Raw genomic sequence first — 16,153 nt, forward strand, 5'->3', positions numbered from 1 at the left:
GATATCACCACATATAGCTTTAAGGCAGACGGTACAGGAGCTCTCATTTTACCTAAGAACAAGTACAGCTTCAAGTACACTCTCGAAGAAGACGAGATGAAGATCGACTTCGAAAACAATAAGCTCCGTGACAGTACTTTTAAGGTATCTCTTGCGGATGAAGTCCTGACCCTTCAGTGCCTTGATGAGTATTTTGAAAATGAATATGAACTTCATAAACTTGAAGATTGATTTATTGAAGTAAAAGAATCATTACAATCTGTTATAGAGTTATAGAAAATGCCCTTCGAAAAGTAAGGGCATTTTCTTATTGAAACAAACTTTTTTGATTACCCGATATCATTAAGCAGCGCTGTTGCTGATGTGACTATATCCTGGGCAAATCCTTTATTAAGTAATTCCTGTGCAGTAGAACCTGTACGCAGGAGTTTAACAGCTTTTGATAATTCATTTATGCCTTCGGAGCGACCTTCGGCGAGACCTTTTTCAAGGCCTTTAGCCAAACCTTCGCGTTCTGCTTCTGCTTTTGCCGCCTCAAACTCCGGACGCATCAGTTCTTTAAGAGCTTCACACATATCTGTACCCTCCTTTAATCTGTCGAATAATGCTTTGTTTTCTGCCATGGCCAATTGAAGTATGGAATCGGCATTCAGTTTGTCATCTTTTTCGGTAAGGTCTCTGGCAGATAATACAAGACGTTCACCGGCTGTTTCGTCCATTCTTGAGGTCAATGCCATAAGCCATTGATGTTCGTTTGGATTTAGCATTGAAGAGACCACTAGCTGTGTCGGGAAAAGGATCTTTTCACCGGACACATAGTATACGCCGGGGTACCTTTCACTAAGTATACAATTATTGCTTTTGAACCATCCTGACAATGATCTGGGCATCCTTTCCCGGACAAGAGAGATGGTTATGTCGGAAGACTTAATTCCGTCTTCCTTTGAGTTATTTGCCTTGTAGAGGCAGGCATAGGCCAATGTCTTAAAATACTCATCGATTCCCAGAGAATCCTCCGGGGACTTGTATTCAAAAATGTTGTGCCCTTTGAAAATTCTGCCGATCTCGTTTTGGATATTTGCATCCTGCAGTTTCTTTATAACCAGTAAGTCAATCTGTATAGGTTTTGTATTAAGAGTATGTTCTGATTCGAAGCTAAGGTCTTTTTTATTGGCCCTTAGCTCCAGCTTGATCGCCGCGCAAAAAGGCGGATGCCACTGAGTTTTTTTGAATTCGCTCATAGATAGTGTTTTTCTTTCATGCTAGCGGTAATCGTCAGTGACATATAAAGCGAGTATCAGAAATTTGAAACTCATTTATAATCACTTTCATATTACCATTGATTGTTTCGTGAGACAATAAGTCAGGAGTTTGGGGATACAGCAACAGGCATTGCGCTTACAAGAGCGCACGAAATAAGAGATAAAGATGTCTCTGCCGGCTTTTTTTAATATGCTTTATCTGGGAATATAAATCGATTTACAATAGATAAAACTACTTCTCCAAAGAAGCGGAAAAGCAAAAGATGATTTTGATGATCACAAAAATCATGATTATAATACGTTGCTTAATTGATTTTCGTCAAGGATTTTTTAAGCGTAAATGTGGAAGTGATAGACCTTTTAAAAATAAAACTGTTTAAAAACAAAATCGGTAATAAAGATTATAATAGAATTGTCGATAAAAGAGATGGCGATGGTAAATTCAGGAATTATTTTTGAACTTGATTTATGCAGTTCAAAAAACAATTTATGTCACGGTAATGATATGAAGATTATTTATAAAGACTTTTTTAAGGAGGAGTGAATGATGAAAGGAAAGGGCTTTAATCTTCGTAAACTAGTGGCCATGGCGATAGTTTTGGTTTTATTCGCAGCTTTGGTACCCATGAATTTCGCTGCAGCGGAAGAGGCGGGGCATAATTCCACGGTCAGTGGGACCGGAAGCGGGGCAGAATTGCTCAACAAGTATTGGATGAGCAATTCCAAAGCGGCAAAAGGGATCAATGATTACCTTCTTGCGGTAACGGATGAAAATTCATCTGATTACATCCCGGTAAAGGACCGTATCGCTGTTTTCGATCTGGATGGGACACTGATGTGTGAGACCTATCCCTTCTGCTTTGAGTACATGGTCTTTGCGGACTATGCGCTGAAGCATCCGGAAACTATGCCTGAGGATGTTCTGACAGTGGCTCAGGAGATCGTGGACGCTGCAGGCGGTGAGAAGCCGAGCGGCATGAGTACCAGACAGGCAGCTGCCGCAGCTACCGCCTACAAGGGAATGACTATGGCTGAACTGTCTAAGGTAGTTGAAGATTTCAAGGCCAGTGAAGCCTGGGGATTTAATGGCATGACCAGAGGTGAGGCCTGGTACAAGCCGATGGTGGAGCTTTTTGAGAAGCTTCAGAAAAATGACTTTTCAGTCTATGTGGTTACTGCTACCGAGCGTAATATCGTCCGTCAGATAATTGCCGGTACACTGGATATCCCGGCGTCACATGTCATAGGTACAGAGTATGGCTACACTGCTACGAATCAGGGCGATACTGCGGATGAGGATTATACTTTCCGGTCAGATGATCAGATAGTGTTTGACGGAAGCTATCATGGCGAAAATATAAAGACCTGTAAGGTTGATGCAATAGTCCGTGAAATCGGTCAGCAGCCGGTGCTTGCTTTCGGTAATTCTTCCGGAGATCTTGCAATGGAGGTCTATACGATTACAGGTAATCCATATCGCAGCAAGGCATATATGGTGATGGCTGATGACAAAGAGCGGGAATATGGAGATCCGGATGGTGCTGAGGAGAAGAAGGCCTCATATGAGAAAATGGGTATAGACATTATATCCATGCGTGACGATTTCCGCACAATTTATGGTGATGGCGTAACGAAGGATACCATGGCCCCTTATCAGCTTGAACAGGTGGTAGTACTGAGCCGTCACAATCTTAGAGCACCTCTGTCCAGCAACGGATCTGTTCCGCAGGAGCTTACCCCTAATCAGTGGATCAAGTGGACCGCAAAATCCAGTGAGCTGACCACTAAGGGCGGTATTCAGGAAACTAACATGGGACAGTATTTCAGAAAGTGGCTCGACAAGGAAGGCCTGATTCCGGAAAACAGCATCCCCGAAGAAGGAGAAGTTCGTTTTAATGCCAGGGAAAAACAGCGCTGCATAGCCACCGCCAGGTATTTTGCTTCAGGTATGCTTCCTCTTGCAGACATCAGTGTGGAATATCCGACCGATTCCAATAAGCTTGAAGATTTCATGAAACCGACTCTTAAGTTTTACTCGGAAAAGTATGCTGCTGATGTCATGGATCAGGTTAAGGCCATGGGCGGAGAGGCCGGCTTTGAAGGACTTTCAGAAGAGACACGTGATGCCATAAAGCTGATCATGGATACTGTTGACATGGAGGACAGTGAAATCTATAAGAGCGGAAAATACGGTGATCTGCTTACAGACGGATCCGGATATACTATGGCGGCAGATAAGGAACCTGAAGTGACAGGTGCGATCAAGACCGCAAGCCAGGTAGCAGACGCCCTGATTCTTCAGTACTATGAAGAGCCTGATCTCAAAAAGGCTGATTTCGGTCATAATCTGACCAGGTCAGACTGGGCGAAGATCGGCGGTCTGATGACGAGATATCAGCAGATTAAATTTGGTGCGCCTCTTGTTTCGGTAAACATTTCACATCCTCTTATTATGGAACTGGAAAGCGAGCTGAAGAATGAGAAGCGGAAATTCAGTTTCCTGTGTGCCCACGACTGCACTGTTTTTACGACATTATGTGCTTTGGGAGTTAAGCCCTATACTCTTCCCGACAGTATCGAGACCAACACACCTATCGGTGTGAAGATTCTGTTCGAGCGCTGGCGTGATCACGATGGTCAGGCATGGTATCGTGTAAATCTGGTATACCGCAGTACGGAGCAGATCCGTGAATCTGAAATATTGTCGCTGGATAATCCCCCGAAGAGGTACAACCTGAGTTTTGAGGGAGTTGAAACAAATGAAGACGGATTGATTTCCGAAGAGGATCTTTTTTCCATGTTCGACCGTACTTTGGCTGAATATGATGAGCTTTATGCTAAGTATACGGCAGAAACATTGGATAAGGCGGCATAAGCAAAGGGCTGGGGCTATATACCGTATTCCTTCGGGATCTGCCGCGTTCCAGATGATAAAAGCATCGATGAAGAACATGTATAAGTTTCCAAACGTTATATTTTGACTTAACGTTTTGGCGGTACACTTCAATCGATGCTTTTTTGCATTTATAATTATGATTTTTATTGTAGAATCAGTATATGTAACAAATTGGGGAGGGACTATAAATGTTTGATGCAGAAAAAATCATGTCCGAATTCACAGCCATCTTTATGCAGGCGGGAAGTAAGATACTGCTTTCTCTTGTTATATTTATAATCGGGCGTGTAATCATTGACCATATCATGAAACTGGTGAAGAAGATCCACGCCATAGACAGGGCGGATAAGACAGTTGCCGGCTTCATCATAAGCGGGGTCAAAATAGTTCTTAACATAGTGCTGCTTCTCAGTATCATCAATGTGCTGGGAGTTCCCATGGCCTCAGTCATAACTATTCTTGCTTCAGCAGGAATGGCCATCGGTCTTTCACTTCAGGGTGCCCTCAGTAACATCGCTGGCGGAATAATGCTTCTGATCTTCAGGCCCTTTAATGTGGGTGAGTATATTCAGGCAAACGGTGTTGAAGGAACAGTCAGAGCCATCAGCATCATGTACACAACACTTCTCACCAACGATAACAAGAAGATAATGATACCTAACGGTGAACTTATGAATAAAAGCATTACCAACTTTTCCTCGGAAGAGTTTAGAAGAGTGGACCTTCAGTTCAGCACCGGAAAAGGTGAGGATGTTGTTAAAGTTCAGAACATACTCCTGGAGGTTATGAGGAACAATGCCAAAGTCCTTACGGATTCACCCTCCCATATGCCTTTTGCCTCAATAGATGGCGGAACCAATGAATCCATCATTTTTGCAGCAAGAGCATGGGTTAAGACAGGAGACTACTGGACGGTATACTATGAACTTTTGCAGGAAATTACCAGGGCACTTGGCACAGCCGGTATTTCTGCCCCGGAAATGAAGGTACTCGTTAAGGAGAACTAGAAAAACACTATACTACACTACACATAAAGGAGATACTTACGATGCATAAGGAAACCAGACTCACATTTACTTCTGACTACATGGAGGGGGCACATCCCGAAATACTTAAAAGACTTATAGAAACCAATCTGGAAAAGTCTGTGGGATACGGACTGGATGAATATTCGGAATCAGCAAGGGAAAAGGTAAGAGCGGCCTGCGAAGCACCTGATGCGGATGTATATTTCCTTGTGGGAGGGACTCAGGCCAATGCTACCATGGTGGATGCATTGCTCCGGCCCTATCAGGGAGTTATGGCGGCAAAGACAGGTCATATAAGCGGACATGAAGCAGGAGCAATCGAGTCCGGCGGTCACAAGGTCCTGGAGCTTCCCCATCACGAGGGAAAGCTTTCGGCTGCTGATATCCGGGACTGCATCAACAGATATAAACAGGATGATAATCGTGATCATACAGTTATGCCGGGGATGGTTTATATCTCACAGCCTACGGAGTACGGAACCCTTTATTCATCAAATGAGCTTAAAGAAATAAGTGATATATGCCGGGAAAACCATATCCCGCTCTACATGGACGGTGCAAGACTTGCATATGCTTTGGCCTGTCCTGAAAATGATGTGACACTTCCGGATATAGCAAAGCTCTGTGATGCATTTTACATCGGCGGAACCAAGTGCGGAGCTCTGTTCGGAGAGGCGGTGGTTATTCCGAAGCATGATTTCATTCCCCATCTTTTTACCATCATAAAGCAGCACGGAGCCCTTCTTGCCAAAGGACGCATCGCTGCGATACAGTTCGAGACATTATTTACCGATGACTTATATGGAAAAATCGGTGTTACGGCCATAAAGGCTGCTGATAAGATAAGAAAGGCCCTTAAAGACAAGGGATACAGCTCACCGATACTTGCACCGACAAACCAGATTTTTGTGCTTCTTACTGATGATAAAGCGGCGGAGCTAAGAGAAAAAGTTGAGCTTGGCTTCTGGGAAAAACCCGATGCAGAGCATACGGTTCTTCGTATAGTTACAAGCTGGGCTACGGAGGATGAAGACGTGGAAAAGCTGATAGAGATACTGTGATATAAAGATGTGGATAGCTGACATCATGAAAGAGTAATATAAAAGCATCGATGAATTGATTTAAAATCATTATCGATGCTTTTTTGGTGCTCAATGTTCAAGATTTTTGTTTGTTTTATTTGTTACAACGGGTATAATATTGTATTCTGCGACTTATAAGGTGAGTATATTATCACACCGGATCATAACACTTGAAGCAGAAGCTTTGATTAAAACAATATAGAAACAGGGTTTAAAGGATGGATAGTAATAACAGAAGTGAAGCAGATAACATAATAACACCGGCAGCAAACGGGTGGGCGCTTATGCCCATATTGATATTTCTTGTGCTTTATCTTGGAAACGGTATATTCTTTGAATGTATCAGACCGATCGAAGGTGAGATGGGATTTTACATCATCTCGGTGGTGGTTGCCTTCGGTGTGGCATTGATTGCGGCATTCCTCCAAAACCGGAAACTGTCATTTGATGAAAAGATACATCTGTGCGCTCAGGGAATAGGGGATGACAATATCACCATAATGCTGTTTATTTTTCTGCTTTCCGGAGCATTCAGCGGAATAGCGGGAAAAGCGGGAGGTGCAGTAAGTACTGCCAACATGCTTTTAAATATCATTCCTCCCAGATTTGCGGAGATGGGACTTTTTATCATCGCATGCCTCATATCCATGGCCATGGGAACCAGTGTGGGAACAATCACAGTGCTTGTTCCCATAGCAACCACAGTGGCTCAGAATGGAGGGCTTTCGATTCCCATGTGCGTGGGTACCGTAGTTGGAGGCGCTATGTTCGGAGATAATCTTTCCTTTATATCGGATACTACCATAGCCGCTACAAAGACCCAGGGTGTTCAAATGGCAGATAAGTTCAGGACCAATGTAAAAACAGCACTTCCGTCGGCGATACTGACTCTTTTTGTGATACTATTCCTGTCACTTAACAGCGAAGCTGCGCCTATGGGGAATTTTGATTATGATCCTCTGCTTGCAGCGCCGTATTTTGCAGTGCTTATTCTTGCCCTGCTTGGAGTTAATGTTTTTGCGGTTCTCATGATAGGTGTGGTACTTTATCTTGCTGCAGGATTTCTTCTTGGTTCACTTGATTATGTCAGTGCTTTTTCTGCCATGGGAAGCGGAACGGCGGGAATGTTTGAGACCATGATAGTAACAGTACTGGTGGCTTCAATATCAGCCCTCATGAAAGCAGGGGGAGGATTTGCTGCGATCCTAGAGTTTATAAAAAAACGGGCAACCGGAAAAAAAGGAGGCATGGCAGGTATCGGCCTTTTGACAGCATTTCTTGATATCGCCACCGCAAACAATACAGTGGCCATAGTTATAGCGGCTCCCATAGCAAAGGAAATAAGTGATGAGTACGGTGTATCCGGCAGGGTTACAGCATCTCTACTTGATACATGTTCCTGTATAGCCCAGGGAATCATTCCCTATGGCGCACAGCTTCTGATTGCTTCCTCCCTGGCCGGAATAAGCAGCATGGAAATCATTCCATGGCTTTTCTATCCCTTCTTACTTTTGATATTTGTTGTGGGTTCCATCATCAGGGCTAAATAAGAGAAGAGAATAAGATTTGGGAGATTATGTACAGAAAGCCTGACTGAAAAGAATAGAGTAATGTATTTATTAAGGACGTGAAAGCCGGAAATACCGGGTACCACGTCCTTTTTCGTGTTAGAATAAAAGACGGTTATTCTGCAAAGTATCTATGATTAACAGAAGATGGAGATGGATAAAACGCTATGAAATTTCCAAGGGATAAATTTTTGTTATTGAATTATTTTGGTCTGCCTGTACTGTTGCTGGCAACTGCATATCTTGTTATGAGTTACTATGATTTTGCACATACCACACCTCTTGAAATCAATGAAGAAGAACTGTATCAGTATCATTTTGCCATGATCACTAACGGACAAAACAGTACCTATTGGGAAAATGTCTATGAAGGGGCCTGTGAGGCGGCAAAACCATACAAGGCCTACGTTGAACAGGTTGGGAAAAGTATTCGTGAAGACACTTCGGTAGCTGATAAGCTGGAGATGGCGCGGTACAGTAATTATGATGGAGTTTTGGTTTATCCGGAAGATTCTCTTGAAGTTGAGCAAAATATCGATGCCCTCGTGGCTGAAGGAGTACCGGTTATAACGTTACAGCGGGATAGTGATAAAAGTAAAAGACAGGCTTTCGTTGGCGTAAATGATTATTTCCTGGGGCAGGCTTATGGCAGAAGGCTTAAAGAAATGGGAAGAAGTAACTCACAGTATATTTCAGTTCTGTTCCCGGGAAGCACTTATGGGCAGGATAACCGAAAATGGTTTTTACAGGGGTTGAAAAATTCTTTGGGAACAGAGGATTATTCCATCGATTATCAGATAGTAAAAGATGAAGGCGGATTGTCAAACGCTGAAAATATAATAGATAAACTTATAACCGGAATAGGGGACCATAGGGCTCCTGACAGCATAATTTGCCTGAATAATGAGATCACAGAGCTTGCTTATCAGATAATTTCTGACAGAGGTATGCTTGATAAAAGCTCAATAATCGGAAGTTATATTTCAGAATCAATAATAGAAGATATCATTGCAGGAGATATAAAATTCACTATAATCCCTAATCCGGATGATCTGGGTAAAAAAGCAGTTGGGGAACTTATCAGGTACAGAAAATATGGGGTTGCAAATTATTCCGGTAATGTTGAGTTTATAGTGGTGGATAAACAGAATGCAGCAGAATATTGGGGAGGATTTCAGTGAATAATCCTGTACAGCGGGTTGATGCCCGTTTTTCTTTGAGAAAAAGACTTATGATGCCGGTTATGATAGTGCTCATAATGCTTTTTATCATCAATTTTGCCATGTTTTTACGCGTAAATAATTCCATAGACAGTCTTAATCAGGTCTATGAAACCAGTGTTGAAATAAATGATCTGGGAACAGGACTTGAAGATCTTCATAAGTCTTTTACGGAATTTATAAATACAAGAAGTGATACATCTTTGGAGGAATATAAAAAACAGTATGCGGCACTGAACAGACTGATTAAATATTATAACGATAAGATAGTTTCAGATCCGATTCTTATACTCGAAAAAAATATACGTAACATCACACTTAATTATCTTTCATGTATAGATACGGCGGTAGAGAAAAAGCAGCTTAAATCAAATGAATACAAAAAGTATTTTATGGAAGCTGAAGGTATATATACCCATTTGACCAGTAATATACGGGCGCTGAATGTCATGCGGTTTGAAACAAATTCACAAAACTATGAGGTTCTATATGAATATCTAAAAAACCTTGAATGCTTTATTCTGGCTATCCTTGTGATAATGTCTTTAGTATTGCTTATGATAGTTTATATTATAGTGGATTCCATTACCCGGCCCCTGACAGAACTCGCCGAGAAGGCAATGGAAGTAGAGGGTGGTAATATAGATATCGATATTCCTAAAGCAAAATATCAGGATGAGGTAGGGGTATTGTCCGGTGCCTTCGCTCAGATGCTTGCAGGTATACGCAGGGATATAGCGGAGATACGATTACATGCCCAGCGTGAGCTTGAAATGAAGGAAAAGGAGCTTGTTACGGAAACTCTTTTGAAGGATGCCCAGCTGAAATATTATCAGGCCCAGATAAGTCCCCATTTTCTGTTTAATACATTAAACGCCGGACAACAGCTGGCGATGATGGAAGATGCAGAACGTACTTACAGTTTTCTGGAAAACACTGCTTCTTTTTTCAGGGGGCAGTTACGCGGAAACGGTGCGGTGTCAACGATTGATAAAGAGATAGAATTGATCGATCATTATATGTACATAATGAATGTCCGCTATTCAGGAGAGTTTCTGATCAAAAAAGAAATCAATGAAAGTATAAATGATGTTTCTTTTCCGGGGATGGTGCTGCAGCCTTTGGTGGAAAATGCCATTCACTATGCATTTACGGACTGGTCGGAGGATAAGGAGAAGGAAATAAAGATCCACACCTACCAGACCGGAAATCATGCGGTTATCGAGGTTGCGGATAACGGAGTGGGTATGAGTGAAGAAAAAATAAAGGATGTTCTTACAGGTCCTGTCACCCCTGCAAAGGTCAGTTACAGATCAGGCGAAACCGCCAATGGGGTGGGGCTCAGAAACGTTCGTGAGCGCTTGAGGCTTTATTATAACAGTGATAAGGTGTTTAATATAGAAAAAGGAGCATCGGGAGGAACCCGTGTCATCATTACAGTACCGATTTCAGAACAGAGCCTTGGTGTGGATAAACACCTTTCATAACTTGCTGTGCTTTAGCCGGAGGATGGGGAACGGAGATTTAAATGTATAAAATATTGATAGCTGATGACGAGGGGATCGTCAGAGATTCCTTGAAATATATAATAGAAAAGGATTTTTCAGACTGTGAGATATATCTGGCCAAAAGCGGCAGACAGGCAATTGAGATCGCTGAGGAATACAGTCCGGATATAGCATTGCTTGATATTCAGATGCCGGGGATAAACGGCTTGTCGGCTCTTCGCGAGATCAAAGCCGTGAATAAAAAGGTAAGGGCACTGATCCTGACGGCTTATGACAATTTTGATTATGCCAAGGAGGCTGTGGAACTTGGTGCCACCGATTATATCATGAAGCCCATAGACAGGAAAAAGATAGATGATACCTTTTTAAGGCTTATGCATGACATTGAGGCAGAGAGACAAAAACGCCAGTATGATCTCTGCATCAGAGAGAAAATGGAAGCAGTCATACCCATAATTGAAAATGGATTTGTGCTGAGTCTTATCATAAAAAACGAATATAATTACTCGGGAGCGCAGTACAGAGAACTTCTTGACCTGAAGGAAGAATATGGATTTATCATAGTTTTGGAGTGGGGAGAAGGATTTATGTCTCATGCCCCCGGAAATCCTGTAGGTTCCAGTGTAAGAGCCCACAAGTTCGTGACCGGCATCAGTGAACAGATACGGACATACTTTAAAGCTTATTTATCCAACATAATGGGCAACAAGATCGTTGCAGTGATTCCCTCTGAAACCGATAATCTGAGCTATGAAGATCGTCTTCGTATGATCGAAAAGGTAAGATCACTTACAGCGTCCCTTAAGGAGATGGTATCCATAGACTTTAAAGCGGGTATAGGTTCGGTCCGCACCTGGGATGATGCCTTTGAGAGTTATCAGGAAGCGCTCAATGCTTTGCGCCATGGGGTTCGTAAGGTGACCCATGTGGATGATCTCTATGTGCGGGACACTGATGACAGGCAGTATGCGGACATGAAAAAAGCCCTGCAGGATGCACTGATGAAAGGATCGGATATTGAGGTAAGACATGAAGCTGAAGCCTATCTGTCCCGGGTATTCGAAAATAATGATGATCTTGTAAGTGCAAAAATGGAGCTTCTGGAGGTGTACATAGATTCCTGTCACCTTATGGAGGAACGTGGAAAGTATTTCAAAGATGATTTTGGACCTAAACTTATAAAGGCTTCGGATGCACAAACTTTAAGAGACATATTTATTATGGCTGTACAGCAGCTCAAACAGGAAATACTTATACAATCCGGAAAGCAGAACACTGTGATCTCAAAGGCTCAGGAGTATATGAAAAAGTACTACAACAAAGACATCTCCCTTGAAGCTACAGCTGAGACAGTGAATATAAGCCCGTACTACTTTTCCAAGCTCTTTAAGGAGGAGACAGGTATCAACTTCAGTGACTATCTCACAGAATTACGCATTAACCGTGCGAAGGAACTGATCAATCAGGATCCTGACAGGAATATAAAGGAAGTTTCCATCGAAGCAGGGTATTCGAATCCCAATTATTTCTCCCGTATCTTTAAAAAATGGACCGGGATGACCCCTACGGAATTAAGGGATTCAATTAAGGCTGAGGTTTGATCTTCCCGGCTCGGAGTTCACGGGAAGTAAACATTTCATCCGATCAATATAGCACTTTCTTGCTGCAAGAAAGTGCTATTCTTTATTTGAAAATTAAATTCTGTCAATTAATGAACCCTTTTCACAAATAAATGCTATCCCGGGGATGATATAGTTTTTACAGTCATAGACGGGATGTATCAGAGAGTAACGGTACAGGCATCCCGTGAGAAAGGGGGATAATGGCATGAGTACAGTTTTGCAGGCTATTGCGAACGGGCTTATGATAGGTGGCTTTTATGCCATGATGGGCATGGGACAGAATGTCATCTTCGGAGTTATGAAGATCATTAATTTCTGCCATGGAGAAATGTTGATGGTGGGAATGTATCTGACATTTGTACTGTATACGTTCTTTGGTATGGACCCCTATGCGGCAGTACCCTTTGTCGCCTTCATCATGTTCATACTGGGAGCCTGCATTCAGTCATCCTTGATAACACCTTCTCTTGGTACTAAATCATTTACCAATCTCCTTTTTCTTACAGTTGGTCTGGGAACACTGCTCAGTAATATAGCCCTTGTGACTTTCGGTTCGTCATTCCGTACCATAACCACCTCCTATACCGGGAATGTTGTTCAGCTCGGACCGGTAACCATGGGACTTCCCAAACTGATAAGTTTTGTAGTTACCATCATAATAACGATTCTTCTTTTCGCATTTCTTAAATACACAACCTTAGGCAAACAGATTCGTGCGGTATCACAGAACTCTGTCGGGGCAGAGGTGGTAGGTATCAATGTAAAGGGCATATATATTCTGGCATACGGTATCGGAGCCGCACTTGCAGGTACAGCCGGAGCACTGCTGACACTTTTCTATGTCATATCACCGACAGCCGGTTCTATTTTCTCATTCAGAGCACTGATAGTCGTGGTAGTCGGAGGACTTGGATCTATACCGGGAGCTTTTTTTGCAGGTATCTTTCTGGGGCTTCTGGAAACACTGGTCTCTCTTCTTGTAAGTCCCATGTACAAGGATCTTATCGTGTTTGTGACATTCATAGTTATTCTGGTAATTCGTCAAAACATCATAGCAAGGAGGCGATAAGATGGATCAGATAAACATTAAAAAAGAGGTTTCTGATGAAGACCTGAAGAGTGCTTCAATATACTACAGAAATATAAAAATCGCGGTTTGTGCTTTTCTTGCTGTTTTGCTGATCATACCGCTGTTCATCAAAGATTATCCATATATTATGAATGTCTTTGTACTGGTTTTTTACATGACGACCCTTTCTATGGCCTGGAATCTTCTGGGAGGCATGACCGGACAGAATTCTCTGGGACATGCAGCCTACATGGGCCTGGGAGCTTATGCCTGCTGTCTGCTCATGACCAAGGCGGAAGTAAATCCCTGGATATGCTGCATATTCGGAATGATAGTAGTAGGGCTTGTTTCGGGAATCATCTTTTATCCGTGCTTTATCCTGAAGGGTCCGTATTTTACACTTGTAAGCATAGCTTTCGGAGAAGCCATAAGGCAGTTTATCCTGAATTGGGATTTTGCGGGAAATGCAATTGGCATATCCCTTTCCTTCGGAGATGACTCCTGGGCGGAATTCAGATTTATGAGTAAAGTGCCTTACTATTATGTGGGACTTTTCATGCTGATAGCGGTTTATGTCTTTATGAAAAAGATAGACAGATCAAAGCTTGGCTTTGCACTGAAAACAATCAGAGAGGATGAGGATACAGCCGCTGCCATAGGCATCAATCCTATAAAGTACAAGGTCATTGCGGTAGTTATCTCAGCTATGATAGCGGGAATGGTGGGATTCTTTTATGCGTCCTATAACAGGTACATCGATCCGGATCTTATGCTTCAGACATATTCGGTTGAGTCGGTTTTACCTGCAGTTGTAGGTGGTGCCTCATTTGTCGAAGGACCTCTGGTAGGCGGCGGGATCATGATCACGATTTCGGAGTTCCTCAGAAACCAGTTCGGAGCCATACTTCCCGGAATCAATCTTATCATGTATGCGCTGGTGCTTATACTTGTGATACGTTTTCGTCCATCAGGACTTCTTGGATGGTATATGAACAGTGATATCAAAAACAAAATAGACAAAGGCATTCTCAAAAAGCCATCCATGGAAGTTCTTGAGGCAGCACAGGCCGCCAATGATCACAATTCTTCAGGAAGGAGAGTCTGATATGGCAGTACAACCGATTATTGAAGTCCATAATATTACTAAACGGTTTAAAGGACTGACCGCTGTAAAGGATGTTTCTTTCGAAGTTGAAAAAGGAAAGATAACAGGCATGATAGGGCCCAACGGTGCCGGTAAATCGACCACCTTCAATATGATCTGCGGATACTATCCGCCTACGGAAGGAAGGATTTTTTATAAGGGTGAGGATATAACCAGTAAGCCGGCTTATGAATATACAAAAATGGGAATAGCAAGGACTTTCCAGATTATGAAGCCCCTAAAGAACCTTACGGTTATGGATAATGTTATCGCTTCCGCGTATTTCGGAACCGATCCGGCAAAAAATCCAAGAGAAGCAAGAGAAAAGGCAATGGAAATTCTGAATTTCACCGGACTTTACGATAAAAGAAACACTCTGTCCAAGGATATGGGTACACCGGATCAGAAAAGACTTGAAATGGCCAGAGCCCTGGCAACAAATCCCGAGCTGCTTTTTCTGGATGAGAATATGGCAGGATTAAATCCTACAGAAACGGAAGATGCGATCCGGCTTATCAGACGTATCAATGAGAGCGGCGTCACGGTTTTTCTGATAGAGCATATCATGAAGGCTGTTGTCAGTCTCTGTGAAAAAGTAATAGTGCTGCATCATGGAGAAAAAATTGCGGTTGGAACTCCCGATGAAGTTATGAATGATCCTTACGTAATGGAAGTATATCTCGGCACGAAGAAGGAGGATGGAAATGCTTAAGGTCAGAGGCTTAAATGCCGGTTACGGGTCCATCAAAATCATTTGGGATGAGGCCTTCGAAATCAATGACGGGGAGATAGTTGCGATACTGGGATCCAACGGAGCAGGAAAAACAACAACTGTAAGAGCCATAACAGGTCTTATCAAACCTGTTTCCGGAAGTGTTGAGTTTAACGGAGAAGATTTGGCTAAAAAAAGCTCAAGACATATTCTTGATAAGGGAATAGTTCAGGTCCCTGAAGGCAGACAGCTTTTTACAGGTATGACCTGTCTCGAGAATCTTGAGATGGGAGCATTTAACAAACAGCTTAAAGCGGATTTCAAAAAGAATCTGGAGAAATGTTATACCTGGTTCCCCAAACTAAAGGAACGTGCATCCCAGATTGCCGGCACATTATCCGGTGGTGAGCAGCAGATGGTGGCAGTTGCAAGAGCGCTTGTGGGAGAGCCCAGGCTGCTTATTTTAGATGAACCTTCCCTGGGGCTTGCTCCCAATATAGTGGACGATATTCTGAAGGTTGTAAAAGAGCTTGCCGAAACAGGCGTATCCGTCATGCTTGTAGAACAGGATATAACAAAAGCTCTTGCTGTGGCTGACAGAGGTTATGTAATAGAGAATGGCTGTATCACACTGGAGGGTACTGCCGGTGAACTCGTAACCAATGAACATGTTAAGAAGGCGTATCTTGGTATATAGCCAGAACATTTTCATGATATTAGTGTCATAAGTCTTCCTCCACTTGTGCTTGCACAAAAGTGGAGGATAGACTTCATGACACGCCCCACATGGAGCACGAAAGGACGATTTATCGGCCTGAGAGTGCGGAATGTGGGAGGAACGCGAGAGCGCTTAGCGCGAAGCGGTCCGATATCGACTTTTGACACTAACATCATAATATTTAAAAGGAGGACATTATGAAACTAAGTAAACTGACTTCAGTACTTCTGGTCTTTGCTGTTACCGGCTCCATGCTTGCAGGCTGTGGGGCATCATCGGGGGCAGGGGTTGCAGCCGGAACACAGGCACAGGAACAGACCGCAT

General features: G+C 42.8%; 13 protein-coding genes. 12 read left to right on the forward strand and 1 reads right to left on the reverse strand.

The features are described from left to right. Positions 1-231: DUF5640 domain-containing protein (locus T515_RS17700; RefSeq protein ID WP_036612702.1), on the forward strand; the 231-nt coding region annotated here is incomplete at its 5' end. Between the two features lie 98 nt (positions 232-329). Here T515_RS17700 and T515_RS14425 read toward each other — a convergent pair. Then, complete coding sequence (locus T515_RS14425) at positions 330-1,241, reverse strand: hypothetical protein (protein ID WP_051671780.1); 912 nt, start codon at positions 1,239-1,241, stop codon at positions 330-332. Between the two features lie 565 nt (positions 1,242-1,806). Between T515_RS14425 and T515_RS16870 the strand changes: the two genes are divergently transcribed. From T515_RS16870 to T515_RS14480, 11 genes are all read left to right on the forward strand, one after another. Next, complete coding sequence (locus T515_RS16870) at positions 1,807-4,137, forward strand: histidine-type phosphatase (RefSeq protein ID WP_051671781.1); 2,331 nt, start codon at positions 1,807-1,809, stop codon at positions 4,135-4,137. Between the two features lie 209 nt (positions 4,138-4,346). Beyond that, positions 4,347-5,165, forward strand: coding sequence for a mechanosensitive ion channel family protein (locus T515_RS14435; RefSeq protein ID WP_051671782.1), 819 nt, complete (start codon positions 4,347-4,349; stop codon positions 5,163-5,165). A gap of 41 nt (positions 5,166-5,206) precedes the next feature. Further along, positions 5,207-6,247: a threonine aldolase family protein gene (locus T515_RS14440; protein ID WP_036612704.1), complete on the forward strand. Its 1,041-nt coding sequence runs from the start codon at positions 5,207-5,209 to the stop codon at positions 6,245-6,247. Positions 6,248-6,486: 239 nt separating this feature from the next. Next, entirely contained in the window at positions 6,487-7,818 is a 1,332-nt protein-coding gene (locus T515_RS14445; RefSeq protein WP_051671783.1) for a Na+/H+ antiporter NhaC family protein, read from the forward strand. Between the two features lie 185 nt (positions 7,819-8,003). Beyond that, positions 8,004-9,017, forward strand: coding sequence for a substrate-binding domain-containing protein (locus tag T515_RS14450; RefSeq protein ID WP_036612706.1), 1,014 nt, complete (start codon positions 8,004-8,006; stop codon positions 9,015-9,017). Then, positions 9,014-10,543 (forward strand): sensor histidine kinase, encoded by a 1,530-nt coding sequence (locus tag T515_RS14455; RefSeq protein WP_036612708.1) that lies wholly within the window; start codon positions 9,014-9,016, stop codon positions 10,541-10,543. The genes T515_RS14450 and T515_RS14455 overlap by 4 nt, the downstream gene beginning before the upstream one ends. A 41-nt stretch (positions 10,544-10,584) precedes the next feature. Further along, a complete protein-coding gene (locus T515_RS14460) occupies positions 10,585-12,165 on the forward strand; it encodes a GTP cyclohydrolase IIa (RefSeq protein WP_036612710.1) in 1,581 nt (526 codons plus the stop codon). Between the two features lie 226 nt (positions 12,166-12,391). After that, a complete protein-coding gene (locus T515_RS14465; RefSeq protein ID WP_036612712.1) occupies positions 12,392-13,255 on the forward strand; it encodes a branched-chain amino acid ABC transporter permease in 864 nt (287 codons plus the stop codon). A gap of 1 nt (position 13,256) precedes the next feature. Next, entirely contained in the window at positions 13,257-14,360 is a 1,104-nt protein-coding gene (locus tag T515_RS14470; protein ID WP_051671784.1) for a branched-chain amino acid ABC transporter permease, read from the forward strand. Position 14,361: 1 nt separating this feature from the next. Further along, the gene (locus T515_RS14475) at positions 14,362-15,111 is read left to right on the forward strand and encodes an ABC transporter ATP-binding protein (protein WP_036612714.1); all 750 of its coding nucleotides are present in this window, start codon (positions 14,362-14,364) and stop codon (positions 15,109-15,111) included. Next, positions 15,104-15,808, forward strand: a complete 705-nt coding sequence (locus T515_RS14480; protein WP_036612717.1) for an ABC transporter ATP-binding protein — start codon at positions 15,104-15,106, stop codon at positions 15,806-15,808. The genes T515_RS14475 and T515_RS14480 overlap by 8 nt, the downstream gene beginning before the upstream one ends. The last annotated feature ends 345 nt before the right edge of the window (positions 15,809-16,153 follow it).

This window comes from Oribacterium sp. P6A1, assembly GCF_000702885.1.
GTDB lineage: Bacteria > Bacillota > Clostridia > Lachnospirales > Lachnospiraceae > Oribacterium.

Excerpts from the sequence above, each read along its gene's own strand:
- T515_RS14425 (WP_051671780.1), bottom strand. The coding sequence starts at position 1,241 with ATGAGCGAATTCAAAAAAACTCAGTGGCATCCGCCTTTTTGCGCGGCG.
- T515_RS16870 (WP_051671781.1), top strand. The coding sequence starts at position 1,807 with ATGATGAAAGGAAAGGGCTTTAATCTTCGTAAACTAGTGGCCATGGCG.
- T515_RS14435 (WP_051671782.1), top strand. The coding sequence starts at position 4,347 with ATGTTTGATGCAGAAAAAATCATGTCCGAATTCACAGCCATCTTTATG.
- T515_RS14440 (WP_036612704.1), top strand. The coding sequence starts at position 5,207 with ATGCATAAGGAAACCAGACTCACATTTACTTCTGACTACATGGAGGGG.
- T515_RS14445 (WP_051671783.1), top strand. The coding sequence starts at position 6,487 with ATGGATAGTAATAACAGAAGTGAAGCAGATAACATAATAACACCGGCA.
- T515_RS14450 (WP_036612706.1), top strand. The coding sequence starts at position 8,004 with ATGAAATTTCCAAGGGATAAATTTTTGTTATTGAATTATTTTGGTCTG.
- T515_RS14460 (WP_036612710.1), top strand. The coding sequence starts at position 10,585 with ATGTATAAAATATTGATAGCTGATGACGAGGGGATCGTCAGAGATTCC.
- T515_RS14465 (WP_036612712.1), top strand. The coding sequence starts at position 12,392 with ATGAGTACAGTTTTGCAGGCTATTGCGAACGGGCTTATGATAGGTGGC.
- T515_RS14470 (WP_051671784.1), top strand. The coding sequence starts at position 13,257 with ATGGATCAGATAAACATTAAAAAAGAGGTTTCTGATGAAGACCTGAAG.
- T515_RS14475 (WP_036612714.1), top strand. The coding sequence starts at position 14,362 with ATGGCAGTACAACCGATTATTGAAGTCCATAATATTACTAAACGGTTT.
- T515_RS14480 (WP_036612717.1), top strand. The coding sequence starts at position 15,104 with ATGCTTAAGGTCAGAGGCTTAAATGCCGGTTACGGGTCCATCAAAATC.